2 protein-coding genes are annotated in these 773 nt (G+C 61.6%); both read left to right on the forward strand.

From position 1 onward, the window contains the following. The first annotated feature begins 56 nt into the window (after positions 1-56). A complete protein-coding gene (locus TW83_RS18675) occupies positions 57-314 on the forward strand; it encodes a hypothetical protein (protein ID WP_045984290.1) in 258 nt (85 codons plus the stop codon). A gap of 11 nt (positions 315-325) precedes the next feature. After that, positions 326-773, forward strand: a 448-nt coding sequence (locus tag TW83_RS18680) for a hypothetical protein (RefSeq protein ID WP_045984291.1), incomplete at its 3' end; no start/stop codon positions are given.

Raw genomic sequence — 773 nt, forward strand, 5'->3', positions numbered from 1 at the left:
GAGGTGCGGAAGGGGCGCAGAAAGCGCACCACGCCAACCACCACAAGGAACGCCAAATGGCACTTTTTGAAATTATCACCATGACCGACGACAGCGGCATGAGCCGCGTTGTGACCGATGACCTTGCCGCATGGGTCGATGACATGGGCACCGAAATCACCGGGACCGAGACCCGCACGAGCCTGCGCGCCGAGTTGCAGGGCCAGCCCAAGATTGCCGGTTTCCTTGGCCCCTTCTGGGGCGGCCTGTCCCAGACCGGCGATGCCATCATCCGCTATGAGGATGAAGGCACCTATTCGGCCCTGAGCCAGTAAGGGAGCCGAAGATGACCCGTTTTTCTGTCGTGCAGATCGACATGCACCCCGCCCCCTATGTCGCAGCGACGGGCAGCGCCCGGAGTGCCCAAATCCTGGCCCGCCTTGTGCGGGAGCGTTGCCCCGGAAACGCGTTTGGCATCCGCGAAGGCGCGGCCTTTGACGGGTCGAAAAGCAATGGTGTCATCCGCGATTGCGCCCGATCCTTGGAGGTTCAGCGGATCGCAGCGGAAGAACTGTTTGCGGAAGCCGACGAGAATCCCGACCAGCTCGTGAAGTGGCACGTCTATTTCTACGACGCCGGGACCGGGAAATTCCGTTTCACCGTGAACGCCTATCTGGATCACGATTTGCCCGTTCGGGCCAAGTGTGAAGCCGACCCCGAACTGGCCGGGCGCACTGTCGTCTATGGCGATCCGCCCACAATGGAGACGCTTTGCCTGATGCTCGATGCCTTTG

This window comes from Paracoccus sp. S4493 (assembly GCF_000967735.1).
Lineage (GTDB): Bacteria > Pseudomonadota > Alphaproteobacteria > Rhodobacterales > Rhodobacteraceae > Paracoccus > Paracoccus marcusii.

What these genes read in the sequence shown, in the direction of transcription:
- TW83_RS18675 (WP_045984290.1), top strand. Translation starts at nt 57, where the DNA reads ATGGCACTTTTTGAAATTATCACCATGACCGACGACAGCGGCATGAGC.